Annotated in this window: 23 protein-coding genes; 9 read left to right on the top strand and 14 right to left on the bottom strand. The window is 70.4% G+C overall.

Features of this window, described 5'->3' with window-relative positions; translation table 11 throughout:
* From SFY69_04695 to SFY69_04685, 3 genes are all read right to left on the bottom strand, one after another.
* On the bottom strand, positions 1-1,252 hold a 1,252-nt coding region (locus SFY69_04695; protein MDX2131332.1), incomplete at its 3' end, for a prolyl oligopeptidase family serine peptidase.
* Between the two features lie 140 nt (positions 1,253-1,392).
* Entirely contained in the window at positions 1,393-1,920 is a 528-nt protein-coding gene (locus SFY69_04690; protein MDX2131331.1) for a crossover junction endodeoxyribonuclease RuvC, read from the bottom strand.
* A gap of 114 nt (positions 1,921-2,034) precedes the next feature.
* Positions 2,035-2,742: a riboflavin synthase gene (locus SFY69_04685; protein MDX2131330.1), complete on the bottom strand. Its 708-nt coding sequence runs from the start codon at positions 2,740-2,742 to the stop codon at positions 2,035-2,037.
* 767 nt (positions 2,743-3,509) lie between these two features.
* Between SFY69_04685 and SFY69_04680 the strand changes: the two genes are divergently transcribed.
* The 4 genes from SFY69_04680 (at position 3,510) to SFY69_04665 (ending at position 8,271) form a co-directional block, all read left to right on the top strand.
* Positions 3,510-4,217, top strand: coding sequence for a putative 2OG-Fe(II) oxygenase (locus SFY69_04680; protein MDX2131329.1), 708 nt, complete (start codon positions 3,510-3,512; stop codon positions 4,215-4,217).
* Positions 4,218-4,523: 306 nt separating this feature from the next.
* Positions 4,524-5,750 carry a PQQ-binding-like beta-propeller repeat protein gene (locus SFY69_04675; protein ID MDX2131328.1) on the top strand — a complete coding sequence of 409 codons (1,227 nt, stop codon included), beginning with the start codon at positions 4,524-4,526 and terminating at the stop codon, positions 5,748-5,750.
* Between the two features lie 8 nt (positions 5,751-5,758).
* Entirely contained in the window at positions 5,759-7,363 is a 1,605-nt protein-coding gene (gene purH / locus SFY69_04670; GenBank protein ID MDX2131327.1) for a bifunctional phosphoribosylaminoimidazolecarboxamide formyltransferase/IMP cyclohydrolase, read from the top strand.
* A 173-nt stretch (positions 7,364-7,536) separates the two neighbouring features.
* Positions 7,537-8,271, top strand: a complete 735-nt coding sequence (locus tag SFY69_04665) for an HNH endonuclease (GenBank protein ID MDX2131326.1) — start codon at positions 7,537-7,539, stop codon at positions 8,269-8,271.
* A gap of 151 nt (positions 8,272-8,422) precedes the next feature.
* Here the strand turns inward: SFY69_04665 and SFY69_04660 are convergent, their stop codons facing one another.
* Positions 8,423-8,749 (bottom strand): 4a-hydroxytetrahydrobiopterin dehydratase, encoded by a 327-nt coding sequence (locus SFY69_04660; protein MDX2131325.1) that lies wholly within the window; start codon positions 8,747-8,749, stop codon positions 8,423-8,425.
* Between the two features lie 109 nt (positions 8,750-8,858).
* Here SFY69_04660 and SFY69_04655 point away from each other — a divergent pair, with 109 nt between their 5' ends.
* Genes SFY69_04655 through SFY69_04645 form a run of 3 tightly spaced genes read left to right on the top strand, consistent with a single transcriptional unit; the run spans position 8,859 to position 11,739 of the window.
* Positions 8,859-9,806, top strand: coding sequence for a glutamate--tRNA ligase family protein (locus SFY69_04655; GenBank protein ID MDX2131324.1), 948 nt, complete (start codon positions 8,859-8,861; stop codon positions 9,804-9,806).
* Entirely contained in the window at positions 9,788-10,435 is a 648-nt protein-coding gene (locus tag SFY69_04650; GenBank protein MDX2131323.1) for a DUF192 domain-containing protein, read from the top strand. Before SFY69_04655 ends, SFY69_04650 begins: the two co-directional genes overlap by 19 nt.
* Before the next feature lie 53 nt (positions 10,436-10,488).
* Positions 10,489-11,739: a SpoIIE family protein phosphatase gene (locus SFY69_04645; protein ID MDX2131322.1), complete on the top strand. Its 1,251-nt coding sequence runs from the start codon at positions 10,489-10,491 to the stop codon at positions 11,737-11,739.
* Positions 11,740-11,880: 141 nt separating this feature from the next.
* On the opposite strand, the gene SFY69_04640 is transcribed toward SFY69_04645, so the two are convergent.
* From SFY69_04640 to SFY69_04610, 7 genes are all read right to left on the bottom strand, one after another.
* Positions 11,881-12,609 (bottom strand): ABC transporter ATP-binding protein, encoded by a 729-nt coding sequence (locus tag SFY69_04640; protein ID MDX2131321.1) that lies wholly within the window; start codon positions 12,607-12,609, stop codon positions 11,881-11,883.
* A 2-nt stretch (positions 12,610-12,611) separates the two neighbouring features.
* On the bottom strand, positions 12,612-12,974 hold the full coding sequence (locus SFY69_04635) for an STAS domain-containing protein (GenBank protein ID MDX2131320.1): 363 nt from the start codon (positions 12,972-12,974) through the stop codon (positions 12,612-12,614).
* A gap of 105 nt (positions 12,975-13,079) precedes the next feature.
* Positions 13,080-15,794: a DNA gyrase subunit A gene (gene gyrA / locus SFY69_04630; protein MDX2131319.1), complete on the bottom strand. Its 2,715-nt coding sequence runs from the start codon at positions 15,792-15,794 to the stop codon at positions 13,080-13,082.
* A 125-nt stretch (positions 15,795-15,919) separates the two neighbouring features.
* Complete coding sequence (locus tag SFY69_04625; protein ID MDX2131318.1) at positions 15,920-17,956, bottom strand: hypothetical protein; 2,037 nt, start codon at positions 17,954-17,956, stop codon at positions 15,920-15,922.
* 190 nt (positions 17,957-18,146) lie between these two features.
* Complete coding sequence (locus SFY69_04620) at positions 18,147-19,934, bottom strand: 30S ribosomal protein S1 (protein ID MDX2131317.1); 1,788 nt, start codon at positions 19,932-19,934, stop codon at positions 18,147-18,149.
* A 365-nt stretch (positions 19,935-20,299) separates the two neighbouring features.
* Complete coding sequence (locus tag SFY69_04615) at positions 20,300-21,331, bottom strand: SUMF1/EgtB/PvdO family nonheme iron enzyme (protein ID MDX2131316.1); 1,032 nt, start codon at positions 21,329-21,331, stop codon at positions 20,300-20,302.
* Between the two features lie 97 nt (positions 21,332-21,428).
* Positions 21,429-21,863: a hypothetical protein gene (locus SFY69_04610; protein ID MDX2131315.1), complete on the bottom strand. Its 435-nt coding sequence runs from the start codon at positions 21,861-21,863 to the stop codon at positions 21,429-21,431.
* A gap of 261 nt (positions 21,864-22,124) precedes the next feature.
* Between SFY69_04610 and SFY69_04605 the strand changes: the two genes are divergently transcribed.
* Positions 22,125-23,519: a Glu/Leu/Phe/Val dehydrogenase gene (locus SFY69_04605; protein ID MDX2131314.1), complete on the top strand. Its 1,395-nt coding sequence runs from the start codon at positions 22,125-22,127 to the stop codon at positions 23,517-23,519.
* A gap of 79 nt (positions 23,520-23,598) precedes the next feature.
* A complete protein-coding gene (locus SFY69_04600; protein ID MDX2131313.1) occupies positions 23,599-23,967 on the top strand; it encodes a hypothetical protein in 369 nt (122 codons plus the stop codon).
* A gap of 58 nt (positions 23,968-24,025) precedes the next feature.
* On the opposite strand, the gene SFY69_04595 is transcribed toward SFY69_04600, so the two are convergent.
* From SFY69_04595 to SFY69_04585, 3 genes are all read right to left on the bottom strand, one after another.
* A complete protein-coding gene (locus SFY69_04595) occupies positions 24,026-24,442 on the bottom strand; it encodes a hypothetical protein (GenBank protein MDX2131312.1) in 417 nt (138 codons plus the stop codon).
* 43 nt (positions 24,443-24,485) lie between these two features.
* Positions 24,486-25,181, bottom strand: a complete 696-nt coding sequence (locus SFY69_04590; protein MDX2131311.1) for a hypothetical protein — start codon at positions 25,179-25,181, stop codon at positions 24,486-24,488.
* 295 nt (positions 25,182-25,476) lie between these two features.
* Positions 25,477-26,265, bottom strand: coding sequence for an SDR family NAD(P)-dependent oxidoreductase (locus tag SFY69_04585; protein ID MDX2131310.1), 789 nt, complete (start codon positions 26,263-26,265; stop codon positions 25,477-25,479).
* Between the last annotated feature and the right edge of the window lie 9 nt (positions 26,266-26,274).

Raw genomic sequence — 26,274 nt, 5'->3', positions numbered from 1 at the left:
GCTCCGTCGACGACAGGCGCGTGGTCATCGTGAAGACCTCCACCGTGTCGAACGGCGTGCCGTCGGTCTTCAGCAGGTTGGTGTCCAGCGGCGTCACCCAGTCGCCGCGCAGGAAGTTTTCCTCCATGCCCCCGCCCGCGGCCGCCGGAGGAATCGTCAGATCGCTCGCGGGCGTATACACCGCCGCCGCCGCGAACCGTTCCGGGCGCTGCCGCACCAGGTGCGACGTCCCGCGCCCGCCGCCGGAGTGCCCGATCATCGCGATCCGCGACGGGTCGATCGTGTACGGCGAGGTCGGACGCAGCAGCCAGTCGATGATCCAGTGCACCCGCCGGCTCGTGAAGTTCACCACGATCGAACCCGCCGGCGGGTTCGTGCGCATCCCGACAAAGAACGGGTCGGCCTGCGGCGTGTACCCGAACCACGACGTGTTCGACCGATTCAACGCATTGCCCACGATCGCGTAGTAACTGTCGTCCGGCGTGACCACGATGCCCGTCGTCAGCCCCAGCGAGACGTTGCTGCGGGCCGGGATGCCGGGGCGGAACAGTTCGTACTCGCCCCCGCCGCCGTGGTGCGCCAGCACGCACGGGATCAGCCCCGCCCCGACGCCGCCGACGGGCTCGGTGATCGTGAACACGTGCGGCACGCCGTTCTTGTCGGCGTCGCCGAGGACGGGAATGTCCGGCCGCGCGTTGTCGTAGTCGTCGCGCCCCTCGGCGAAGACGACCAGCGCGGTGTACGGCTGTCCGCCGGGCGTGAACCCGTTGAACTGCGGGTGCGGACGCACCGGGTCGTTCACCGGGTCATAGTTGAACGCGGCCGACGCGCTGTTGGCCGCCGCAACAACCGCCCCGCCGGTGTCCACCACCGCGAAGAACAGGTTGCCCGCGGCCCGCGGCGTGTAGGCGAACACGCCCTCATTCGCGGCTAGCCGGTACGTTCCGCCCGCGGGCGTCGGCACCTGCAAGCGGGCCGCCGGGTTGAGCTGCTGCAGCCGAGCCCCGGTGTACTCGGGGAAGAACAGCCGCCCGACCCGGTCCATGTTGGCGACGTTCACCTGGGCCGCGGGCGAGGCGTAGATCTCGACCGTGTCGGTCGAGTTCGCCGGCGGGGCCGGACGCTCCCAGACGACGAACACCTGCCCCTGGGCGTACCAGGCGCGGACGTTGGTGGGTTGGGCAAATGCGGCAGACCCGCAGGCCGCCAGCACGATTCCGGCAAGTGCAACACGTGACAATCGCGACAGCATGGTCGATCCTCTCTTGGCGTCGACCAGCCTCTTCCCAAGAGGAACATACCACACAACGCCGAAGACACCCGCGCGATTGTGTCAAGATCTCATGAATCCGCGCCGGCGCCGGAAAAAGTCAGGAAATCCCGGACACCGCTTCACCCCAGCCGCCGCAGGCAGCACAGCGCAATGGCAATCGCATCCGCAATGTCCGGCGGGCTGGGCGGGGCGGCCATGCCCAACTGCGCCTGCACGGCCGACTGCATTTGCGCCTTGCTCGCGTGCCCGTTGCCCGTGAGCGATTTCTTCACTTCCGTCGCCCCCAGTTCGACCACGTCCATCCCGGCCCGCTGAATGTTCAGCAGCACCACGCCGCGCGCGTGCCCCATGATCACGCCCGTCAGCGGGTGCTTGTAATGCGCGTACAACTTCTCCACCGCGCCGACATGCGGCGCGGTCCGCTCGATGATGTCGCGGAGGTCGGCGTCCAGTTCGACCAGCCGCCGCGCCACCGAGCGGCCTTGCACCAGGCGAATCACGCCCGCCTCAACCAGCGTCGCCTCGGCCCCGGCACCCCCACCCGCCCGCCCACGCCGCGACCCCCCACCCGCACCAGCACCCCCGCCGCGCGGAATCTCCAGCACCGCGTACCCCGTCAAGCGCAGCCCGGGATCAATCCCCAGCACGCGTCGCCCCCCCCCACCCCCGCCCCCGCCCCCGCCGCCACCTGCGGGCTGCGCACTGGTCGGCGACGCCGACACGCGGGACGAGATTGGCGACGCGGGCACAGTCACGGCCGGTTATCTTCGGCTCTCGCGGGCCTTCAGCCAGAACACAACCTGCTTCGAGATGATGTCCATCTCCAGGTTCACGCCGTCGCCGACGGCCAGCCGGCGCAGCGTCGTCCTGTCCAGCGTCGTCGGGATCAGGGCCACGCCGAACCCGGTCGCCTGGCCCGCCGCCATCGTGACCTCCGCGATCGTCAGCGACACGCCGTCGACGCACACGCTCCCCTTCGGCGCCAGATACTCCGCGAGGGCCGCCGGCACCTCGAACCACACACGCCAATCGTCCGTGGCCTGCACGCGCGTCACGCGTCCGACACCGTCAACGTGCCCCTGCACGATGTGCCCGCCGAGGAACGTGCTCGCGGTCGCCGCGTGCTCGAGATTGACCGGATCGCCGACACGCAGCGCACCGAGCGTCGTCTTCGCGAGCGTCTCGGCGACGGCGTCGAACCCGACCGTGCACACGCCGCCGTCCACGCCCGCGTCCGCAACCGCCGTCAGGCAGCACCCGTTGATGCTGATGCTGTCGCCGGCACGGATCGAAGGCCCGTGGGCCCAGTCGCCAACGTCAACCGTCAGCCGCAGCATCCCGGCCTGCCCGGCCCAACCCCCCCCACCCCCCCCACCCCCCCCACCGTTCCCCCCACTTCGAACGCCTTCCGCGCGCGACGGCGCAAGCTCCGCAACCCGCCCGACCGCCTGCACAAGACCGGTGAACATGGGCGAGGGTATCGATGAGCGGAGGGCACGGGGGGAGGGGGGGATGGGGGATGGGGGATGGGGAGCGCGGGGCGGGGGGGGAAGGTGGGACGCACGGCGTGATCTCGCGCTTGGCCCGCCGCCGGTCCTGATGCGACCATCTTTGTTCCTGCTGTGCCCAGCGCGGGAGCTTTTGTGCCCAGCGCGGAACATTTTGTGCCCAGCGCAGGAGCTCTCGTGCCCAGCGCAGGATATTTTGTGCCCAGCGCAGAAGTTTTTGTGCCCAGCGCAGGAGCTTTTGTGCCCAGCGCCGGAGTTTTTGTGCCCACAAAAACTCTGCCGCAGGGCAGTTTTTGCGCCGCCATCACACGCGCGGAAGCCGTCATCGGCCCTTCTCCGGACGTGGCGTGTTCGGGTTCTGCACCCTTGCCCACCCACTCCCCCACCGCCCCTCCCGAACAGAACTAAGGCACTGGGCACTAGGTATTGGGCCTCAGGCGGAGGGAGGCGGGGCAGTCAGGCACTAGGCACTAGGCACCGGGCACCAAGCAGCGGGTGGGGGGAACTTGTCTGATGGTTGGCGTTGCCGTGAGTGAAGATCTTGCAAAGTCGGTGACGTCGCGGCCTGGGCGGCGGGCAGAACGGCTGGCTTGCGGTACGCTGGGTTTCGGCGCTGATACGTCTGTCACGCCGCAGAGCGGAGTGACACCCGCCGCCGCCCGAATCCCGTTTCCCGAATCCCGAATCCCGATCTCCCCATGCACACCGCCGGCTCCCCAACTCCCGTCATGCCGCCCCCCGGGTCCGCGCTCAACGAGTTCGAGCTCACGCCGCGGACGTACTGGCCCACGACCATCTTCTCGCGCCGCTACCGCGACCACGAGCGCGACGCGGCCGGCATCATCCAGCATCTCTACGACATCAAGGCCGGCGAGACCAAGAACATCGCCAGCGATATCGCCCCGAGCATGAAGTCCAAGGACGGGCTGTTCGAAAGCAAGTTCGATCTGTTCGAGAAGACCACGCACGAAGGGCTGCGACGGCTGATCGCGTTCATCGAGTCGAGCGTGAAGCGGGCCGTTTGGCATGTCAACGGGCGCGAGGTCGATCCCAACCGGATCAAGGTCACGTTCTCCGACAGTTGGTTCCACATCACCAACAACTCCGGCTTCCACGACGCGCACTACCACGGCGGGTGCTCCTGGTGCGGCGTGTACTACCTCCAGATTTCCGACGTGCCGGAGAACCCACGCGACCACGCGCCCAACGGCGTCAACCGCTTCTACACGCCGCGGCCCTTCGGCGGCAACCACTCCGACTACGGCAACCACTACCTCGGGCAAGGCCACCTCGACGTCCCGCCATTGCCGGGAACGCTGGTGCTCTTCCCCGCGTATCTGCTGCACAGCGGGCTGCCGTACAAGGGCGCGAAAGACCGCGTGATCCTGTCGTTCAACTCGACGAGTACGTTGGTGAATGAAGGCACTGGGCACTAGGCACTGGGCACTAGCCGGAGATACGGAGGCACCGGGCACCAGCCGGAAACACAGAGGCACCGGGCACCAGGCACCGGGCACCAGTGGGATCCCGTTTCCCGCCTCCCGCTTCCCGCCTCCCGCTTCCGCCCCCCACCTTCGCGCCCTTCGCGCCTTCGCGTTCAATCCCTCTTCCCGCCTCCCGCCCCCCGCCCCCCCGCCCACCGCCGCCAAGCCCGCCGCGCCTTGACCCCGGGGCGGTCGGCTTGGATACTGCCCTTCCCACCTTCCCAAACCCCGACCCGGCGCGACCGGACAGGACCGACCATGACCCGACCGCTTGCCCCCGTTCATGCCTCGCCCGCCCGCTCGGCGTCCGCCCGGCCCCGCCTGTTCGCGGCCGCGTCTTTGCTGGCAGCGCTCGCGGCGGTGGGCGGCGGGCTCGGCGGGTGCGAGTCCGACGGTCCGCGCACCATGACGCTCGACGAGCGGGCCGCCTCCGTGCCCATGCAGGCCGATGAGTTCAGCACCCTCGGCTACCGCGTCGAGTGGCGCGGCTTCCCGACCATGCTCCCCGGCGGCACCGTCGAGTCGGTGCAGGTCCTCGGCGACGCCCTGTGCGTCACCGACACCGAGGGCGTGTTCACCGTCCTCGAAGCCCGCTCCGGCGCGCAGCGCTGGTCCGACCAGGCCGCCGGCCCGCTCACGCGGTTCTTCGCCCCGGTCCGCCAGGGCGGCTCCGAAGGCAGCCGCGGCGCCGCCATCATCCTCCCCAGCGAAACCGAAGTCTTCATCTACGACGCCGACACCGGCACCCTCCGCACCAAGCACCGCCTGCCCGAAGTCGCCAGCACGCGCACCGCGCTGGTCGGCGACGCCCTCGCGTACGGCGCCTCCAACGGGCACCTGGTCGGCCTCCTGGCCAGCACCGGGTTCCAGGTCTGGGGCTCGGGCCTGACGGGCGCGGTCGATGTCGACCCCGTCGTCTTCGCTCAGGGGCCTGAGACCATCTTCGCCTCGCAGGCCGGCGACATCGTCGTGCTCGACGCGCTCACCGGGCGCGGGCTCGGGCGCAGCAAGATGTTCGCCGGGCCCGGCGCCCCCATCGCCACCAGCGACACGCTCGCGTTCATCGCCAGCCTCGACCACTCGCTGTACGCCGTCACCCGCTCCGGCGGGCAGATCCTCTGGCGTCACCGCACCAACGCCCCGCTCCGCCAGGCCCCCGCGTTTATCGACGGGCGCCTGTACGTCGACCTGGGCGAGTCCGGCGGGTTCTCCGCCTTCGACCCCACGACCGGCAAGATCCTATGGCAGAACGACACCGTTGACGGCGTCGCCGTTGCGCTCCGCAACAACCGCCTGGTCGTCTTCGCCGGCGCGACCGACGCCGCCGGCGCGGCCAAGGCCGTCACGCTCGACCCCAAGAACGGGCGCACCATCGACACCGTCGAACTGCGCTCGATCTCCATGCTCGTCGCCGAAAGCCCAAAGGACAGCCCGGTCTACGCCGTCAGCCCGCAGGGCGTGATCACCCGGCTGACGCCCCGCTGAGTGCCGCCATGACCCCGCCCACCCCCATCCGCCGCGCGCTGCTCTCGGTCAGCGATAAAGCCGACCTCGTGCCCTTCGCGCAGGCGCTGGCGGCCCGAGGCGTGACCATCATCTCCACGGGCGGCACGGCCAAGGCCCTCGCCGCCGCCGGCGTGCCCGTCGTCCCCGTCGAGACCGTCACCGGCTTTCCCGAAGGCCTCGACGGGCGCGTCAAGACCCTGCACCCAGCCGTGCACGCGGGCCTGCTCGCCCTGCGCGACCGCGCCGAGCACACCGCCTTCCTCAAGCAGCACCGCTTCGAGCCCATCGACCTGGTCTGCATCAACCTGTACCCGTTTCAGCGCACGGTCGCCGACCCGAACGTGTCGATGGCCGACGCGATCGAGAACATCGACGTCGGCGGGCCGGCCATGCTCCGCGCCGCCGCCAAGAACGCCCGCTTCGTCACCGTTGTCACCTCGCCCCGCGATTACGACCGAGTGATCCAGGAGATGGACGCGCACGGCGGGAGCACCACGCCCGAGACCCGGGCCCAGCTCGCCGCCGCCGCCTTCGCCCGCACCGCCGAGTACGACGCCGCCATCGCCTCGTTCCTCGGCCGTCGCCAGGGCGCCTTCCCCCAGGTGCTCGATCTGCGCTACACGCTGGTCGACCAACTCCGCTACGGCGAGAACCCGCACCAACAGGCCGCCCTCTACCGCGACCCCGCCTCCACCGGGCAGTCGGTCGTCAACGCCCAGCAGTTGCACGGCAAGCACCTCTCGTACAACAACATCAACGACGCCGCCGCCGCCCTCGAAGCCGTCAAGGCCCTCGCCCGCATCATCGACCGCGAGCGGCAGCACGCAGCGGTCGTCGTCAAGCACACCAACCCGTGCGGCGGGGCCGTCGCGAGCGCGCTGGAGCCCGCCGTCGACGCCGCCATCGCCGGCGACCCGGTCGCGGCCTACGGCGGGATCCTCGCCGTCTCCTCGAGCGTCGACGCCGCCGCCGCCCGCGTCATCGCCCGCGAGTCGCACTTCTTTGAGGTCGTCATCGCCCCCGCGTTCGACGACGCCGCCCTTGACGTCCTTCGCGAGCGCTGGGCGAACGTGCGCCTGCTCGCCGTCGGCGACAAGGCCGCGTCCAGCGCCCGCAAGCTCGACTACCGCTCGGTCCCGGGCGGCATGCTTGTGCAGGACCGCGACCTCTCGCCCGCCGTGCCGGAGCGCTGGGAGCTCAAGGCCGGCCCGAAGCTCGACGCCGCGCGCCTCGCCGCCGCCGCCCTGCTCGAAGTCCTGTGCCGCTCGGTCACGTCCAACGCCATCGTCGTCGGCGGGCCGGACCCTGCCCGCCCCGGCGTGACGCGCCTGTTCGGCGTCGGTTCCGGCCAGGTCGACCGCGTGTCCGCCTGCCGCCTCGCCCTCGCCAAGGCCGGCGACCTCGCCCGCGGCGCCATCGCCGTCGGCGACGCCTTCTTCCCCTTCGACGACGGCCCGCGCCTGCTCATCGACGCCGGCGTCACCACGCTCGTCCACCCCGGCGGCTCCAAGCGCGACGCCGACACCATCGCCCTCTGCACCAGCCGCGGCGTCACCTGCCTCCACACCGGCACACGCCACTTCCGGCACTGACCGCACTCCCCGCCCCCCCGGCTCACCGCCTTGGGCGGCTCGGCCGATTCTCTGTCAAGATTCCGTCAGCGCCTACCCCTTGTGTCCCCGACGCGTGGACCCCCGAACGGCTGGCGTATACCCTTCCATTCGGCAGCCCCGTCCGGGCCCGAAAGGGCGCGGCCTATTGGTTCATGAGCACCCCGCGAGGCCGCAACTCCGCGCATCGCGAACCCGCACTCGACGACGCGGGCCTGCTGTCCGACCCCGATGATTGTGACGGCGGGCTCTACGTCCCGGCCTTCGGCGGGCCCACCGCCCTCGACGCCAAAGTCCTCGTCCTCAACCGCGCGTACGTCGCCGTCCGCGTCGTCTCCGCGCGCCGAGCCTTCAGCCTGCTCTGCCGCGAAATCGCGGAGGTCATCCACGTCGACGACGGGCGCTGGGTGAACTACTCGTTCGCCACCTGGGCCGAACTCGCCGAACTGCAGAAGACCTTCGAACCGGAAAAGTACGACTGGGTCCGCACCGTACGCTTCGAGGTCGCCGTGCCCAAGGTCATCCGCCTGCTCGGCTACGACCGACTGCCGGCCCAGATCGTCAAGCTGAACCGGCGCAACCTCTTCGCGCGCGACCGCAACCGCTGCCAGTACTGCGGCAAGATCTTCCCCACCAGCGACCTCTCGCTGGACCACGTCACACCGCGCTCGCAGGGCGGCGGGGACTCGTGGGAGAACCTCGTCTGCTCGTGCATCAAGTGCAACGCGCGCAAGGGCGGGCGCACGCCCGACCAGGCCGGCATGCGACTCATCCGCCCGCCGCTGCGCCCCAAGCGCAACCCGCTGATCTCCATCCGCCTGGGCAACGAGAAGTACCAGAGCTGGAAGGCGTTCCTCGACAACGCCTACTGGTCCGTCGAACTCGGCTGAACACGCGGCTGGCGCCGGCCGACTGCCGCCGCGTCCGCCGCGCGTGCCGGCTTGCATGCCGCCCTGCGTCTGGGTCCCCGTTTTCGGGGCGCAGCGCGCGTCTTCCGTGCGGGGCTCCTGTCTTCGGGGCGGGCCCTTCCGGGCGCCGTTCCTACTTCTTCTTTTTCTTGGCCTCGGCCGGCGCGCCCGCAGCCACGACGCCCGCGTCGGCGGCGAGCCCGTCGGCCGCCTTCGCCGCGGCGAAGTCCTTCTCCGTCACCCCGCCCGAGTCGTGCGTCGAGAGCGTGAGCGTGACCTTGTTGTAGCGGATCATGATGTCGGGGTGGTGCTGGGCCTGCTCGGCATACGCCGCCACCTTCGTCACGAACGCCATCGCGCTCACGAAGTCGCGGAACTGGTACGTCCGCTGCAGCGCCTCGCCCACCTCGGCCCACTCGGGCACGGCGGGCAGCGTCCGCGCGATCTCGGCGGCGTCCATCTTCGGGGCGTGGTCTGGCACGGGGCGATCTCCTGATCCGACGGAGAGTCTATCGGGCCCCACCCACCCCCGCCGCACCCTCCGCCAAGCCCACGTACCCTCTGCAATCGTGCCCACCACGCGTCTTGCGCCCTCGCCCACGGGCGCCCTCCACCTGGGCAACGCCCGCACGTTCCTCATCACCTGGGCCCTCGCCCGCGCCGCGGGCTGGTCCATCGTCCTGCGCGTCGAAGACCTCGACACCCCGCGCGTCAAGCCCGGCGTCATCGCCGGCACCATCGACCTGCTCGCCTGGCTGGGCATCGACTGGGACAGCGGCCCGTTCATCCAGTCCGCCGATACGCCCCGCCATCTCGACGCCATGCACCGCCTCGCCCGCGCCGGGCTCGTCTACCCCTGCGATCTCACCCGCGCGCAGATCGAGGCCGCCGCCAGCGCGCCGCAGGAGGGCGCCCACGACGTCCCCTTCCCGCGCCACCTCCGTCCCGCCTCGTTCCCCAGCACATTCACCGACGACGCGCCGAGCTGGCGCTTCGCCGTCGAGCCCGGCGCGACCGCGTACACGGACCTGTTCGCCGGCCCCCAGGCCTTCGACATCGCGTCGATCGTCGGTGACTTCGTCGTCTGGACCCGGCGCGACCCCGCGCGGCCGGGGCAGGCGTCGTACCAACTCGCCGTCGTCACCGACGACCACGCCCAGGGCGTGACGCACGTGGTGCGGGGCGACGACCTGCTCGACTCGGGCGCGCGCCAGTTGCGCCTCGCGCGGGCGCTGGGCCTCACCCCGGAGCCCGCGTACCTCCATCTTCCGCTGGTCCGTGGCCAGGACGGGCGTCGACTCGCGAAGCGCCACGGCGACACGCGCCTCGATCTCTACCGGGCCTCGGGTGTTCCGCCCGAGCGCGTCGTGGGCCTCGTCGCGTACTGGAGCGGGGTGCGCACCGCGCGCACCCCGATGAGCGCGCGGGAGTTCCAGGCCGCCCTGCGCCTCGATACCATCCCGCGCACGCCCGTGATCTTCACCCCGGAGGACGACGCATGGCTCGTATCGCGATGAGCGCTCCCCGACGCGTTCTCCTGGCGCCCGTGCTGGTGGCCGCGCTGCTTGTCGGATGCGAGGACACAGGGACGGCCGAACCGACGGGCGCCACCCTGCCGGCCTCGCAGCCGCCGCCCGCCCCCAAGCCCGGCGAGAAGCCCCAGCCGGCGCAGCCCCCGGCCCCGCCGCCCGCCCCCAAGGTGCGCACCGAGAAGGTGAAGATCTCCGGCAAGACGTTCACGCTCGAGGTCGCGGCCGACGACGTGACGCGCTTTCGCGGGTTGTCCGGGCGGACAGAGATCCCCGCCGAGGGCGGGATGATCTTCCTGTTCCCCAAGCCCCAGCGCCTGGACTTCGTGATGCGTGACTGCCCGGTGGACATCGACATCATCTTCCTGGGCGCGGACGGGCGCGTGACGGCGACGCACGCCATGAAGGCCGAGCCCCCACGAGCGGCGGACGAGATGGTGAACGACCCCCGCACCGGGGTAAACGCCAAGTACGAGGCCCGCCTGAAGAAGTACCCGAGCCGCTTCGACGCGCAGTTCGTTATCGAACTCAAGGGGGGCACGCTCGCCCAGTTAAACCTGAAGAGCGCCGACAAGCTGGATCTGGACCTCGCCCGTCTGAAGAAGATGGCCAAATAGTCCGATGGTGCCCCGGCGCTCCGCCCCGGATGCGCGGGAGTATCGGCGGACGCATGCACGACGCCCACCTTGAAGTCGGTTTCTCGCCCGGGCTCGCCGCCGCGCCCAGCCTCCAGATCGCTCCCATCCTGGCGCAGTGGCCCGGCACCTCCCCGCCCACCGTCCGCACCCGACTGGTGGAGGCCCTCCTCGCCGACCTGGAATCCGCGCCCGACGACGCGCCCGCCCTGCCCGGGGCGGCCCTCATCGTCCTCGCGCCCGGCACCGCCCCGGCGCTTGTCGACCGCCTCGTCGAAGGACTCTCGCGACGACACCTTCCCGCCCTGATCCTCATCGACCCCCCCGACGACTGGCGCCTGCTGCAGCGCCACGGGGTCGTCTTTGATTCGCTCGGCGCCGACCATCGCGTCGCCGCCGGCATCCTCTTCGCCTTGTGCGAGCGGCAGGGCGCCGTCCGCCTGCTCACCCACGAGATCAGCCTCGCGCAGCGCTGCCAGGGCGGCATGCGCACCGAGATGGACCGCCTGCACGAGGAGCTCCACCTCGCCGCCGCCATCCAGCGCGAGTTCACCACCGGCGCCATCCCCGATGTGCCGGGGCTCGACATCAGCGTGCTCTTCCGCCCGGTGAACTTCGTCAGCGGGGACATCTACCACCTGCGCGACCTGGGCGCCGGGCGCGCCGCGTTCCTCGTCGCCGACGCCGTCGGGCACGGCGTGCCCGCGGCGCTCATCACCATGGTCCTCACCTCGGGCCTCGCGATGAGCGACGTGGACGACGCCGGGCGCGCACGCCCGCTCCAGCCCGCCGACGCCCTCGCCGCCCTCAACAGCCGCCTGTGCGCCAGTTGCTTCGGCTCCGGGCGCTTCGCCACCGCGGTCTGCGGCGTGATCGACGCCCCCGCCCGGCGCATCACGCTCGCCGGCGCCGGGCACCCCAGCCCGATCGTGCTCTCGAAGACCGCCCCGCGCGAGATCGAGACGTCGGGCCCGCTCCTGGGCGTCTTCGGCGACGCCTCCTTCGATCAGGTGTCCATCGATCTCCAGGACGACGAGACCCTGCTCGTCTACACCGACGGGCTCGACGCCGCCTTCCCCGAGGGGTTGCTCCGCGCGCCCTCCGGCAAGGCGCGCCGGCAGGTGTGGATCAACGAGTTGTGCGAGCTCCTCACCCCGCACAGCCGGGGCGGGGTGGCGCCGCTGCTCGCCGAGCTGCAGAACCTCCTCGACACGCAGTCGGGCTCGCTCCACCAGGCCGACGACGTCACGGCGGTGTGCATCGCGCCCCGCCGCAGCGCGGCGTGACCACGAGCCTGCGTTGCGTGACCATCGCCGCGTCACGATTGCCGCGCACGGGCGACGCCACGACGACCTCGGAGCCGCGAACGGCGACGAGCGGACTGTTCCCAGTGCCCAGTGCCCAGTGCCCAGTGCCCGGTGCCCGCGTTACTGCCGCCGGTCGTACTCGACGACGCCGTCCTTCAGGCGCACCACGCGCTTGCAGCGCGTGGCGACCGAGTCGTCGTGCGTGACCATGAGGATCGTCATGCCCTCGGCGTGCAGGCGGTCGAACAGCTCGAGGATCGCCCGTCCGGTGGTCGAGTCGAGGTTGCCGGTGGGCTCGTCGGCCATGAGCACGACGGGCCTGGTCACCAGCGCCCGCGCGATGGCGACGCGCTGCTGCTGCCCGCCCGAGAGCTCGCGGGGTCGGTGCTCCAGACGCTCGCCCAGCCCGACGAGCGAGAGCATCTCGCGCGCCCGGGCCAGCCGGTCGCGCTTGGGCACGCTCTGGTAGAACAGGGGCACCGACACGTTCTCGTCGATCGTGAGCTCGGGGATGAGGTTGAAGGCCTGGAAGACGAAGCCGATCTTGCGCCCGCGATAGGCGCTGAGCGTCTCGTCGCTCATGGCGCCCACGTCCTCGCCGTCGAGCAGGTAGACCCCGCCCGTGGGGCGGTCGAGGCAGCCCAGGATGTTCATGAGCGTGGACTTGCCCGAGCCCGACGAGCCCATGATCGCGACGTACTCACCCCGCTCGACGCGCAGGTCGACGCCCCGGAGCGCCTCGACCATGATCGACCCGTCGGGCTTGAAATAGGCCTTCCGCAGCGCGCGCAGCTCGGCGACCGCGGGGGCGCCCGCCCCGGGAACTTCGGCCGGCGCGGGAAGCGCCATCGTCACCGGCGCCCGCCTTCGTTGCGCTCGTCTTCCATCTGGAGCGAGGCGAGCGCGGTCATCGGGTCGGGCGCGAACCGGAAGATCTTGTCCAGCCCCGTCACCATGAACACCGACCAGACCTGGTCCGACAGGCTGCACAGGCGCAGCTGCGCATCGCGCTCGTGCAGCACCTTCTTGAGACGCAGCAGTTGGGCCAGGTTCGAGCTGTTGACGTACGTCACCTGCCCGAAGTTCAGCACCACGTGCGGCACGCGGTCGCTCGCGGCCTGGAGCCGATCGAGCAGCGCGTGCATGTCCTCCGACAACGCCGGCTCGTCGGCCAGCTCGGTGATCACGATCGTGTCCGACCATTCCATCGCCATGGCGCTCACGAGTCTCCCGCGGCGAGTTGCCGCCTTGGCCGTCCTTCCGCCCCGGGCGAAGCATACAGGCCGCCCCGCCCCGCCCGGTGATCCTTCACACGATGCTCACGACTTCGCGCCGTTGCCGTCCGCCTCCCGAACCCGCGCCGCCGCCACCACGCTGTCCCCGTCGTGCAGGCCCGCGACCCGCACGCCCATCACGCCCCGCCCGCTCAGGCGGATGTCGTCCGCACGAACGCGGACCAGTTGCCCGTTGCGCGTGATGACCACGACGTCGTCACCGCCCTTGACGGCGAGCGCCGCGACGCTGCGCCCGTTGCGTTCTCCCGTGTCGATGTCCGCCCGCCCCTTCCCGCCGCGCGACTGCGACCGTGCCTTGCCCCCCTCCGGCTGCACGCGGTACTCGTCGATCGGCGTGCGCTTCCCGTAGCCGCGCCCCGTGATCGTGAGCAGGCACATGGACGGGTCGGCCGTCACGAGGTCCCCGTCGGCGTCGGCGATCATGGGCACGGCCACCACGCCGATGACTTCGTCGCCCTCGCCCAACTCGATTCCCTTGACGCCCGCCGCCGCCCGCCCCATGTCGCGCGCGTCCTGCTCGTTGAAGCGGATCGCCATCCCCGACGCCGTCGCGAGCAGGAGGTCGTCGTTGCCGTCGGTCAGCGTCACGTCCAGCAGGGAGTCGCCCTCGCGCAGCCCCACCGCGATCAGCCCGCTGCGCCCGACGTTCGCGTAGGCCTTGAGGGCCGTCCGCTTCACCACGCCGCCGCGGCTCACGAACGTCAGGAAGTCGCTCCCCTCCTCGAAGCTCTTGATCGCCAGGTACGCGCACGTCCGCTCGTTCGGGCGCAGGTCGATGAGGTTCACGATCGCGCGGCCCACGCTCGTGCGCGACATCTCCGGGACCTCGTACACCTTGATGCGGAAGACCCGCCCCGTGTTCGTGAAGCACAGCAGGTGGTCGTGCGTGCCGGCGACGAACACGTGCTCGATGAAGTCCCCGTCGCGCGCCTCGCCCGCCCGGATGCCCTTGCCCCCCCTCCCCTGCTGGCGGTAGGTCTCCAGCGGCACGCGCTTCACGTACCCCTGGTGGCTGATGGTGACCGCCACGTCCTCCTTGGGGATGAGTTCCTCGATCAGGATGTCCGCGCCGGCGTCCTCGATCACCGTCCGCCGGGGCGAGTCGTACCGCGCGCGCATCTCCAGGAGGTCGTCGCGGATGATCCCGAGCACCAGCTTCGGATCGGTGAGGATCGCCTCGAGGCGCTCGATCTCCGCCGCCACCTCGCGGTACTCCTTCACGAGCTTCTCGATCTCGAGCCCGACGAGCTGGATGAGGCGCATGCCGCCGATGGCCTCGGCCTGCACGCGGGTGAGGACCATCCCGCCCGCGCCCTCGGCCGCCCGGGCCCGCGCCAGCAGGCGCTCAGGCAGCAGCGGTGCGCTCGGGTGTCCCTGCGGGATCCGGAACCGGTGCGCCATCAGGCGTTCGATCGCTTCCTCGCGGGTCGCGCTGGCGCGGATCTCGCGGATGACCTCGTCGATGTCGCACACCGCGTAGATGAGCCCTTCCAACACGTGGGCGCGCTTCTTCGCCTCGCGCAGCAGGTGGGCCGTGCGACGGCGGATCACGTCGCCCCGGTGCTCCAGGTGCAGCGAGAGCATCTCGACGAGCGTGAGCGTGCGGGGCTGGCGGTTCACCAGCGCAATGTTGATGATCGAGAACGTCTGCTGCAGGGGCGTGAACTCGAAGAGCTGCTTCTCGACCACGCGCGGGTCGGCGCCCTTCTTCAGTTCGATCACGATCCGCGTGGCGGCCTCGCGCCCGGACTCGTTGCGCACGTCGGCGACGTCCTGGACGCGTTCTTCCTTCACGGCGTCGACGATCCACTCCACGAGGTTGTTCTGCGCGAGCATGTAGGGGATCGAGTCGACGACGAGCTGCTGGCGGTCTTTTCCGAGTTCCTCCACGTGCGTGGTGCCGCGGAGCGCGACCTTGCCGCGACCGGTGGCGTAGGCCTCCATGATGCCGCGCTTGCCGTGCACGACGCCGCCGGTGGGAAAGTCCGGGCCCTTGATGCCCGCGCGCACGATCGCGCCGGATTCGTCGACCTCGTCGCGCATGAGCTCGTCGAGGCCCGGGTCGCTGCGATCCGCCAGGCGCGCCTCGACCACGCGCAGCAGCGAGTCGAACACCTCGGTCGGGTTCTGGGGCGGGAGGCTGGTCGCCATGCCGACCGCGATGCCGACCCCGCCGTTGATCAGCAGGTTGGGGAACTTGCCCGGCAGCACCTTCGGCTCGACGAGCCGGTCGTCGTAGTTGGGCTGGAAGTCAACGGTGCCGAGCTCGAGGTCGGCGAGCACGTCCATGGCGGCGTTGGTGAGGCGCGCTTCGGTGTAGCGCATCGCCGCGGGCGGGTCGCCCTCGATGCTCCCGAAGTTGCCCTGCGGGTCGATGAGCCCGACGCGCATCCGCCACTTCTGCGCCATGCCGACCATGGTCGGGTAGATGACCGACTCGCCGTGCGGGTGGTAGTTGCCGCTCGTGTCGCCGCAGATCTTGGCGCACTTGAGGTGCTTGCGCCCCGGGCGGAGGTTGAGGTCGTGCATCGCGACGAGGATGCGGCGTTGGCTGGGCTTGAGCCCGTCGCGGACGTCGGGCAGGGCCCGGTCCATGATCGTGCTCATCGCGTACGTGAGGTAGCTGTCCTTCAGCTCGCGCTGCACGTCCTGCTCGATCACGCGGCGGGTCGCGAGGCCTTCCGCGCCCGCGTCCATCCCGCCGTCCGTCGCCCCGGTCGCGTCCGTCGCGTCGCTCATTCGAAACCCCTCCCAGGCTCGGCAGCCGCTGGCCTGTCGGAACACCAATCATAGGACGAACGTCGGCCTTTCGCCCACCCGTCGGGCCCCCAGCCGACAGGCCCAAATCGCGGCGATTCAACCGGTTACGGCGCTTTCGGGGCGGCTTGTGCCCGGGCCGCCCGGCGCGCCCCGATCGCCTCGATCGCGCCGCGTGCGTTGCTCGTGGCGAGCAGCGCCATCGACGTCGCGTCCAGCGGCAGGCGCGGGTCCCACGGCGCGACGCGGACGCCCCCGAGCGCGCGGCGCCGGTCGGCCGCGAGCCAGGCGCCGTCGGCGTCGATCACCAGCCGCCGGAGGAACCGCACGCCCGCGGCGAGGCGCAGGACCTGGGCCATTTCCTCGCGATCGTCCACGAGGCGCGCATCCCCGGCGATGACGGCGGCAGAGGCAAGGGCGCCGGCGCTCTGCCAGGTCGGGTACGGGTTGCCCGAACCGGTGAAGACGACGCCGCCCTCGAAGTCGGCGTTGTCGGGGTCGGCGATGTTGCGGAGCTGGTGCGACCACACAAGGTCGCGAAACTCGCGGAGCGCGCTCGCCGCGGGCACCTGCGGCGCGTCGCCCGCGAGCAGCAGCTCAGCGCGCGCGAGCCACGGCATGTGCACGACCCAGCGCTGGGCCTGCGTCTCGCGGAAGAGCGAGCGCACGGCGGCGTTGGCGAGGGCGCGTGCCGCGGGGGCGTCGTCGTTTCGGGCGTCGGCGGCCCGGGACGCGAGCGCGCACGCGATGAGCCCGCGCGACTGTTCCGCGACGCCCGGCGCCCAGCCGGTGTCGGGCGCGAAGGCGCGGACGACCGCGCCGTCGATGCGTTCGATCTCGTCAGGGTCGGCGGGCGCGGCTTCGCCGGGCACGTCGATGAGCGCCCGGGCCGCGAGCAGCCACGCGGCGCACGCGCCGGGATCATCCCACAGAGGCCCTTCGCCGAGCGCCTCATCGCCCTTCCATTCGTGGGCGAGCGAGCGCAGCACGTCGCGTGCCACGGCGATGCTGGGCAGCGCCTCGACCGGGGGCGCGCCCCGCGCGTGCGCCACGAGCGCGAGGCACGCGACGGCCTGGTCGGTCCGCGTGGCGATCTCGGGCTGGTCGCGCCCGGTGCCGGCGTGGTGCGTGCCGATGAGCACCTCGCGCGCCCCCACGCGGCGGAGTCGCCCGGCGAGGTGCTCGGCGAGCGAGCGTTCGAGGGAACGCATCTCGACCAGCGACACGGGCCTGGACAGACGCGCCCCCCGGTGCATGAACCCGGGCGTGTCGCCCCCGGCGTGCTGCACCAGGTGCGTGACGCGGAACCGGAAGACCTCGAGCCCCTTCGCCTCCGCGAGCGGGCCGAGTTCGCCCGAGGGCGTGTTGCGCAGCGGCGCGGTGGCGTCGCCGAGCAGTTCCGCGATCGCCGAGGAGAGCATGTCGCCCGGGAGGCGTCCGAAGACCATGCCCGTCGCGGGGAAGACGACCTCGACGCGCTCGCCCCGGCGCACGCCCACGCCGTCGAGCCCCGGCTGCAGCGAGACGTCGGCCTCGGCGAACGTGCCGACGCGCACGGGGATCGGGGGGCCGGCGAGTTCGAGACTCAGCCCGGCGCGGGCGAGTTCCTTGGCGCGTTCGGCCTGGGAAGCGACATCGACGCCCGGGGGGAGTTGGCGGTCGAGGTCGACCGCGGCGGCTTCGACCGCGCGCTGCAGCGATCCAACGCCGAACGCCTGCCCGCGCGCGATGATGCGCCCGTCGAGGCGGAGCACGACGTTCGCGCCGTGCGCGACGTCGGGCAGCGGGAGCGCGCCGGCATCATCGCCCGGCGCGGCGTCGTCATCGCCCGGCGCGGCGTCGACGAGGCGCGCGCGGACGGCGTTGAACGCGGCGATCGAAGCGTCGGCGCCGGGCGCTTCGAGGCTGGGCAGGGCCGGCTGCGCGAGGGCGTGCGGGGCGTGCGCGAAGACCGACGCCGCGCCGGCGAAACACGCGATGATGCCGCGACGCCACAGGGCGACCGGGCGGCGGGGCGCGCCGTCCGAGAACGGGTGTGTAACCGCGTTTATGCGCGCGTGGCGGGGGCTGGCGTGCCCGCGGGGCGACTGGCATACTGGTTGTTGCTCTTCCCGGCAGCGGACAACCAGAGAGAGGAACGCCATGCACCTTATCCTCGCCATGAACGATTCCCAGAAGCGCGTCGCGATCCTGTGCCTGCTCAGCTTCCTGGCCCTGTGCTAGAAAGCGACGAGGTGGACGGGAGAGACTGTACGACCACGAGCGTCCGCCGCCCGGCATGAGCCGGACGGCGGGCGCCTACGCGTCGTTGGGGCGCGGGGTCGGTGATCGCGGTTACTGGAACCGGATCTTGTCGGTGCCCATGGCGTCGTGGGCGTCCATGCCGCCTCGGGTGGGGGAATCGCCGCCGCGCTTCCCGCGGGGGCGATCGTCGTCGGCGGGCCCGCCGGCGGGGCGTCCGCCGGTGGTGTCGCCCCACTGGGCGCGCTTGAGGGAGAGGCCGATCTTGCGGTCCTGGCGGTCGACGCGGAGGATCTTGACGTCGATCTCATCGCCGGCCTTGACCACGTCCTGCGGGTTCTCGACCTTGTGGTCGGCGAGCTCGCTGATGTGGAGGAGGCCTTCGAGGTCGGACTCGAGCTCGACGAAGACGCCGAAGTTGGTGATCTTGGTGACCTTGCCGCGGACGACCATGCCGGGCTTGTAGTGCTCGGGGATGGCGTTGATCCACGGGTCTTCGGTGAGCTGCTTGATGCCGAGGCTGATGCGCTGCTTGTCCTTCTCGACCTCGAGGACGACGCAGCGGACGACGTCGCCCTTCTTGATGAGCTCGTTGGGGTGGGTGACCTTCTTGGTCCAGGACATGTCGGAGATGTGGAGCAGGCCGTCGATGCCCGGCTCGATCTCGACGAAGGCGCCGTAGTTGGCGAGGTTGCGGACCTTGCCCTCGATCATGGTGCCCGGGGGGTACTTCTCGCCGACGAGCTCCCAGGGGTTGACCTCGGTCTGCTTCATGCCGAGGGAGATTTCCTGCTTCTCCTTGTTGATCTCGAGGACGACGACATCGACCTCCTGCTCGGGCTGCACGACCTCGCTGGGGTGGTTGACGCGCCGGGTCCAGGACATCTCGGAGATGTGGACGAGGCCCTCGATGCCGTCCTCGAGGCGGACGAAGGCGCCGTAGGACATGATGTTGACGACCGCGCCGCGGATGCGCGAGCCGACGGGGTACTTCTTCTCGATCTCCTCCCAGGGGCTGGCTTCCTTCTGCTTGAGGCCCAGGGCGATCTTGTCCTTCTCGCGGTCGATGTTGAGGACCTTGACCTCGATCTTCTGGCCCATCTTGAGCAGTTCGCTCGGGTGGTTGATGCGGCTCCAGGACATGTCGGTGATGTGCAGCAGGCCGTCGATGCCCCCGAGGTCGACGAACGCGCCGAAGTCGGCGATGTTCTTGACCTCGCCCACCACGATGTCGCCTTCCTTGAGCGTGTCCATGAGGCGCTTCTTGGCCTGGTCGCGCTCGGTCTCGATGAGCTTGCGCCGCGAGATGACGATGTTCTTGCGTTCGAGATCGATCTTGAGGATCTCGGCGCGGACCTTGCGCCCGATGAAGTCGCCGACCTCGCCGGGGCGGCGGATGTCGACCTGGCTCGCCGGCAGGAAGACCGGCACCCCGATGTCGACGAGCAGCCCGCCCTTGATCTTCTTGGTGACGGTGCCCTCGACGACGTCGCCTTCCTTGCTGGTGTCGACGATCCGCTGCCAGGCCATCATGCGGTCCGCGCGGCGCTTGGAGAGCTGGATCAGCCCGCTCTCGCCCTCGAGGTCTTCGAGCAGGACGTCGACCATGTCGCCGACCTTGATGTCGGCCCCCTCGAACTCCTCACGCGGGATCAGGCCTTCGCTCTTGAGCCCGACCTCGACCACGGCGTCGTCGCCGGCGAAGCCGATGATCTTGCCACGCACGAGCTTGCCGGGAGCCAGGTCGGCCATCTGCGTGCCGACCAGTGAATCCATGTACTCGTCGCCCTGGGCGGCCTTGGCGCCCATGGCTTCGCGGAGCATCGCGGAGGCTTCGTCGTCGGCCAGCCCGAGGGAGGCGATCAGGGTCTCGTCGATCATGTGTGGTCCTTGAGTGGCGGCGTGGAACGCCGCGAGAAGCGGGCCGCCCGCGGTGGAAGCGAGGGGACCGACTTCCGGGCCACGCACGGTGCGGGCCCTGCCCGGTGAGGGGCGAGTTGGTCGTCCTTGAATAGCCGCCCCCGCGAACGCGGGGAACACGGCCCGGGATCCACCTTCCCGGAGCCGGGATGGTAGGCGCGACGGGCCCGGGGACGCTCAAAGGGCGGGTCCCGGCGTCCGCCCGTCGTGCTACGGGCAGTCACCGCCTGCAACAACGGTCTCGAGCGCCGTCAAGTACCCCGAACTCTTGTGTCGCATCGACGCGTTCTTCGGTACCGTCCGGTCACCAGCACAATCAACGGGACCTATAATGTACCAGGATGCGGCAAACTGGATGCTAAGCGAAGATTAAAATCGCCTGCCGTGCTGTACGGGTATTGTCCGCCTCCAATCCCGTACACCGAGTCCCCTCCGCCAGTGCCGCCTGCGCGAGAACCTTCATTGATCCGGTAATTACCGAACGGTGGTTGGGTCATCAGCACCCCCTCCGTCCACTCACTCCCACCGCCTGCGATGTCGAGCAGGCCCCAGACTGACGGCGTGTCGGGGTAACTGCCCAGCGGGATGTCATAATGCCGGAAGCCGGGCAGCGTGAACCCGCTGTTGGCCTGGCCGGTGCCGTCGCCCCCGAACGCGGGCGGCGGGCCGTAGGTCAGCGGCGTCTCGCTCCCGTTGCTGTACGTCCACCAGCCGTTGTTGTTTAGATTATTGGGATCCCAGTGGGCGGCCTTCAGCCACTCGTCGAGGCTCGGGATCCAGTAGCGTGCGCCCTCGCTCCGCGTCACCTGGTCGGTCCACTGGCCGTTGCCGAGGTTCACGAACGTTGAGGTGTCGTATGCGCCGTTCTGGATCGCCGCGAGGTCGGTGGACTTGTTGTTATGCAGCCAGTTGCAGTACATCGCGGCGGTCCGCCACGACACGGCGTGGGCCCCGATGCCCGCCGCGTCGGCGATGTTCCGCAGGCGGTAGCGCGTGCCCGGGCCCTGGTAGTCCGGGTCGACCTGCGCGCCCCAGTTGCCCGGCTCCCACAGCCACGGCACGGGCTGCGCGCGCGTCATGAACGTGTTGAAGAACTCCAGCCACTGGCCGGTGGTGACTTCCATCCGGGCGATGTTGTATTCGTACCCGACCGAGCCGCGCCCGGTGGTGTAGCCGAAGGGGTCAAAGCCGCTGTACGCCGCGTTGCCCGGGTGCGTGATGCGGACGAACTGTTGGCCCGACACCGGATCGACCCAGCCCGGCTGGGCGAGTGCGGGGGCTGGGGTGAGCACAGCGGCCAGGGCAAAGGCCGCGCACAGCGAGAGGACCGAGAACCACGATTCGGCGGGTGTTCGCATCGTCGATCTCCGGCAGGACTCGGAGAGCATGACACGAAAGCCTCGCCGCACCAGAGAAAATGCCGCGGCAGGTCGAAGTCATCGCCGCCGGAAGCGCCTAGGTGCGCGAGGCGAGGCGGAGGAGGATGTCTTCGAGGTTGCGGTCGAACGAGCCGCGGGTGAGGACGTCGTCGGCGCCGGCGTCGCGGGCGCGCTGCATGAGGTCGCGCTCGACGTGAGGGGCCCAGGCGAGGATGCGGACGCGCCGGGGATCGGGCGTTGCGGGCGCCGCCGGGGCGGGAGCCGTGGCTTCCGGAGCCGGAGGTGCGGCGGTGGACGGGCCTGGCGCGGGCGGGCGGCGGAGGCGTTCGATCATGGCGAGGGCCTCGTCGGGCTTCTCGAGGTCGAGGAGGATGGCCGAGACGCGCGAGTCGGCGAGGCGGGCCTCGAGCATGTCGAGGGTGCGGACCGGGCGGGCGGGTAGGCCCAGCGCGTCGGCCACGCCCTTGATGCGGGTGGCCCAGATGAGGTCGGCGGCGAGGTAGAGGATCACGGGGGAGGATAGAGGAAGAAGGCACTAGGCACTAGGGACTGGGGACTGGGGACTGGGGACTGGGGATTGAGGGGTTGGGGAGTGGTGGCTGAAGGGGCGTCGGGGAAAACGCGCGCGCGGTCGGGCGGCGGGCATCGACGCGTGGAGGGCGCGGGTACGATGGAGCCCGTTCGGCTCGTCGGGCGAGTGTGCGCTCGCGGGCGGGCGGAGAGGGCGCGTCGGCGGCGCAACGCCGCCGACCACAGCCGGGACCATCCATTTATGAGCAGCGCGACCGCGTCGAAGAAGAGCCCGAAGACTGTGACGAAGAGCGCGGCGAAGTCGCCGGCGAAGGGAGCGGGCGGGGCGAAGGCGCCGGACACGTACTCGCACCCGATCTTCGACGAGCTGTCGCTGCCGACCGACGCGAACAACCTGTACCGGCAGACGGTGGGGAGCATGCTGCAGGCGGCGGACATGATGAACCTGCCGCACCAGTTGAAGATCATCCTGTCGCAGCCGAAGAACGAGATCATGGTGCACTTCCCGGTGCGGATGGACGACGGGGAGTACCGGCTGTTCAAGGGGTACCGGGTGCAGCACAACAACGCGCTCGGGCCGTACAAGGGCGGGCTGCGGTTTCACCACGACGTGCACCTGGACGACGTGAAGAGCCTGGCGTTCCTGATGACGATGAAGTGCTCGCTGGTGGGCGTGCCGTTCGGCGGTGGCAAGGGCGGCATCAAGGTCGATCCGTACAAGCAGAGCAAGGGGGAGATGGAGCGGATCGTGCGTCGGTTCACGGCGGCGATCTCGCACCAGATCGGGCCCGACTACGACATCCCCGCGCCGGACGTGGGGAGCAACTCGCAGCACATGGCGTGGATCGCGGACACGTACGCGTTCCTGAGCGAGGTGGGCGGGCGTCAGCCGGAGGCGGTCATTACGGGCAAGCCGGTGGAGTTCGGCGGGAGCCTGGGGCGCGAGAAGGCGACGGGGCAGGGCGTGGTCGACACGCTGGCCGAGATGCTGCCCGAGATCGGGATCGACATCAAGGGGTGCAAGGTCAGCATCCTGGGCTACGGCAACGTGGGCTCGTGGACGGGCAAGATCATGGCCGACCGGGGCGCGAAGATCGTCGCGGTGATGGACCACACGGGGGCGATCCTGAACGAGAGCGGGCTGGACGCGCACGCGCTGGCGACGCACTGCCAGAAGGTGGGCGGGGTGGCCGGGTTCCGCAACGCGGAGGCGATCGACAAGGAAGAGTTCTACTCGACGAAGGTCGACGTGTTCGTGCCGGCGGCGCTGGAGCAGATGATCCAGGAGCCCGAGGCGAAGCTGCTGAACTGCAAGGTGGTGGCGGAGGGCGCGAACGCCCCCACCACGCCGGCGGGCGAGCGCGTGCTGGAGCAGCGGGGCATCGAGGTGCTGCCGGCGATCCTGTGCAACGCGGGCGGCGTCACGGTGTCGTACTTCGAGTGGGTCCAGAACAAGACCTGCCAGGCGTGGGACCTCGAGCACGTCGACTCGATGCTCAACAAGCACATGATCAAGGCGGCGTCGAAGACGCGCGAGGCGCGCAAGAAGTACAAGTGCGGGCTGCGGACGGCGGCGTACGCGGCGGCGCTGGAGCGTCTGCGGGCGGCGTACGAGATCCGCGGGCTGTTCCCCTGAAGCGCTGATTCGAGAATGCCGGCGCGGGCGGGCCGTGCCGGTCAGTACACAATGGGCGCACTGATTACGGAGCAGAGAGATGCCAACCTCTACGGACCTGCTGGCAGCGGCGGAGAAGGCGTTCAACGCGAACAAGGTCAACGTGAAGCCGCACCTCGAGTCGCTGGACTCGATCGAAGAGGACTACGCCGCGTACCGCAAGTACCTGAGCCTGCTGGGCAACGGCAAGAACTCGCTGACGACGAGCATCGCGTCGATCAAGGAAGATCTGGCGGCGCTGAACAAGGGTCTGGCGGACATGAACAAGAACGCCGCGGTGTTCGTCTCGCCCGCGGACAAGAAGAAGTACGCCGACCTCAAGATGCTCTACACGTCGAACATCAAGACGGCGATGGAAACGAGCGTGCGGCTCGAGACCATGAAGAAGCAGATCGAAAGCTCGATCTGACGTGCGACGGGCGCGGCCTGCCCCGACCGGGGCAGGCCGCGTGACGTCCCGGGGCCGGCTATTGCGACTCGGGCGCGCGGGTCGCCGGGCCGGGCTGGCCGGGCGGTCGCTCCGCGAGCCCGGTGCTTCCGGCGGTGTACCACGTGAGCGGGGCGCCGAGGCGCTTGGCTGTGATCGATGAGCCCGCGAACTGGCTGGCGCGTGCGCCGGGGGCGATATCGCTCCATGGGATGCGTGTCTCGCCGCGGGGCAGGTCTCGCGCGGGGAGCTCGTACGCGACTTTGTCGATCGTGACGGTGATGTGCGCCTGACGGATGAGCCCGCCCTTGTTGATGACGACGAGCGAGTCGTCGCGGACCTCGGTCCGGAGGATCATCCCCGAGATCGCCATGAACACGACGAGGCCGACACCCGCCAGGAGCGCGAGCAAGGCGGCGACCGCGAGCGAGATCCATAGGGCGGGGGGTTGCTTCATGGCCACACCTTTCGCCGAACGCCCCGGAGGGCGTCCCGCACCCTCACTGACAAAGCATACACGCGACCCAGGTGCCCTGACCCAAGAGCCAGGCCTCGTGCTTTGACATCCCGTTGTGGAGGTAGGTGCAGGCGGCGGCGCAGGCCGCGGCGCAGCAGGACTGCCCGCCCGGAACGGTGCCGACGCCGATCACCGTGAACGGCACCCAGAACCGCCCCCCCAGCGGACACGCCGGGCAGCTGCACATCGAGCCGACGGCCTGCTCGTCGCCCTGCTGTTCCTCGACCACGACCCCGGCGGCGCTGCGGATCGCCTCGATGGCGGCCTCGACCCCGCCGGGCGGGAGCACGGTGCCGAAGGTCTCGCAGACCGTGCCCTCGGGGTCGTAGATGACGACGTCCGCGATGAGCATGCCGGCGTCGAAAGGGGTCTGGCCGTCGTACGCCGCCACGCCCACGGCGAGGCTCCAGGTGCAATCGATCAACACCCCTTCGTGGTCGGTGATGAGGTTGTTGACGACGACCTCGGAGTCGATGCCGATGAAAGTGCCGACCGCGGCCGTGCCCCCTCCGGGCACGAACTCGGACAGCGTCCAGACACTCGGCGCGGTCGAGGCGAGGGCGTAGGTGGCGGGTGCCTCGCACGTGGGCGTGGTTGGGGCCGCGGTCGCGTCCTCAAGCACGACCTGCGATACGCCCGACTGGGCATACGCCGCGGGCGCGGCGAGGGCGGCGAGCACGCAGGCCAGGAGCGTGAAACGCGGACGAGAAGCACGAGCGGCGGTCGGACGTGAGCGCATATCGAGTTCCCCCTTCGAGACGCGGCGGACGGGCTGTGCCGGGCGACTCTGCCCGGCGACATGCGGACGCTACCGGGGCGGCAAGCGGCATGTGCGGGGTGCGGCGCGGCGGGCGGGGAATCACGCGGATGTGGGTGCTGTTGTGGAGAAGTCGGGGCGCGGCGCCGCGGGGTTGTGCGTGGACTTGAAGTGATGAACGACGCACCGGCGAGACGCCTGTGTCATGCACGCTCAATCACGGATAGTCCTGGCGCGTCGGGCGGATGAGAATGTCAGAGACGTGCACGCCCGGAGGCTGGCTGGCGGCGAAGAGCACGGCCCGGGCGACGTCGTCGGGGGTCAGCGGCGGACCGATCTTGTCAAAGACGCCCTGCACCCACGCGGGGTCGTAGCCGGCGACGCCCTGGAACTCCGACACGACGAAGCCGGGCTCGATGAGCGTGACGCGGATGCCCTTGGCGGCAACTTCACGCCGGACGCCCTCGGCCATGGCGTGGACGGCGAACTTCGTGCCGCCGTACATCGAGGAGAAGGGCGAGACGTGCCGCCCGACGACCGAGCCGATGACGACGATGTCGCGGGGGCGGTCGAGGACGCCCGGGCCGCTGCGCTCGCCGATCTCGCGCAGCATGCGCTGGGCGGCGGCGCGGATGAGGCGGCCCGCGCCGAGGATGTTGGTGCGGAGCAGTTCCTCCCACTGCGCGGGGTCGCTGGTGACGACCGACCCGTTGAGCCCCCGCCCGGCGTTGACGATGACGAGGTCGGCCTCGCGCGGTGGGAGCGCGACGTCACGGGCGGCGTCGAGCATTGCGGCGATCACCGCGTCGTCGGCGCAGTCGCCCGGGGCGGTGCGGCACGGCGCGGGGGCGAGCTCGCGCGCCAGTGCTTCCAGGCGCGGGGCGCGCCGGGCGTTGAGCACGCACGCGGCGCCGGCGGCGGCGCAGGCGCGGGCGACGGACTCGCCGATTCCGGCGGATGCGCCGGTGATGACGGCGCGGCGGGCGTGCAGTGGTTGGGCGGTCATGGGGCGAGG

Source organism: Planctomycetota bacterium (assembly GCA_033763975.1).
GTDB lineage: Bacteria > Planctomycetota > Phycisphaerae > Phycisphaerales > UBA1924 > RI-211.
Note: the sequence above shows the minus strand (reverse complement) of the source record. Positions and strands in the feature narration are given on the sequence as shown.